At 69.9% G+C, this 521-nt stretch carries 1 protein-coding gene and 1 pseudogene; both read right to left on the bottom strand.

Annotated elements, in window-relative coordinates; all coding sequences use genetic code 11:
* The coding region (locus G7A99_RS24510) for an MlaD family protein (protein WP_163144681.1) at positions 1-236 on the bottom strand (236 nt) is incomplete at its 3' end.
* Positions 233-521 (bottom strand): annotated as a pseudogene (locus G7A99_RS24505) (ABC transporter ATP-binding protein); the annotation flags it as partial. The gene G7A99_RS24510 and the pseudogene G7A99_RS24505, both read right to left, overlap by 4 nt.

Here is a 521-nt window from a genome sequence, read left to right as displayed (position 1 = left end):
ATGGCGTGCACCCGCTCCGGGTGCTCGGGATCGATGTCGAGGGCGTGCACCTGACCGACATCCACGCCCCGGTAGGTTACCGGCGAGTCGCGTCCGAGCCCGGAGGCGGTATCGGTGAGGTAGACCGAGTACCGCCGGGTCTCGCCGGTCTGCAGCGAGTCGGCCAGCCACAGCCCGAGGACCACCGTGGCCAGGGTGAGCCCGACCACGAACAGCCCGACCAGGGTGTAGTTCACGCGGTTTCCCATGATCGTTCCCTGCCGCGGCGCATGCGCGTACCGGAGAAATAGGCCCGCACCGCGGGCTCGTCGGACTCGGCGAGGGTGGCGGCGTCGCCGCGGGCGAGCACCCGCCCCTCGCCGATGAAGGCAATACTGTCGGCGATCTCCCACAGCGAGTCCACATCGTGGGTGACCACCACCACGGTGAGGCCGAGCAGGTCGCGGAGCTCGCGGATCAGTGAATCGAAGGCGGCGGCGCTCACCGGATCCAGCCCGGCGGTGGGCTCGTCGAGGAACAGC

This window comes from Arhodomonas sp. KWT (genome assembly GCF_010993615.1).
This window is presented reverse-complemented; position numbering and strand designations above follow the sequence as displayed.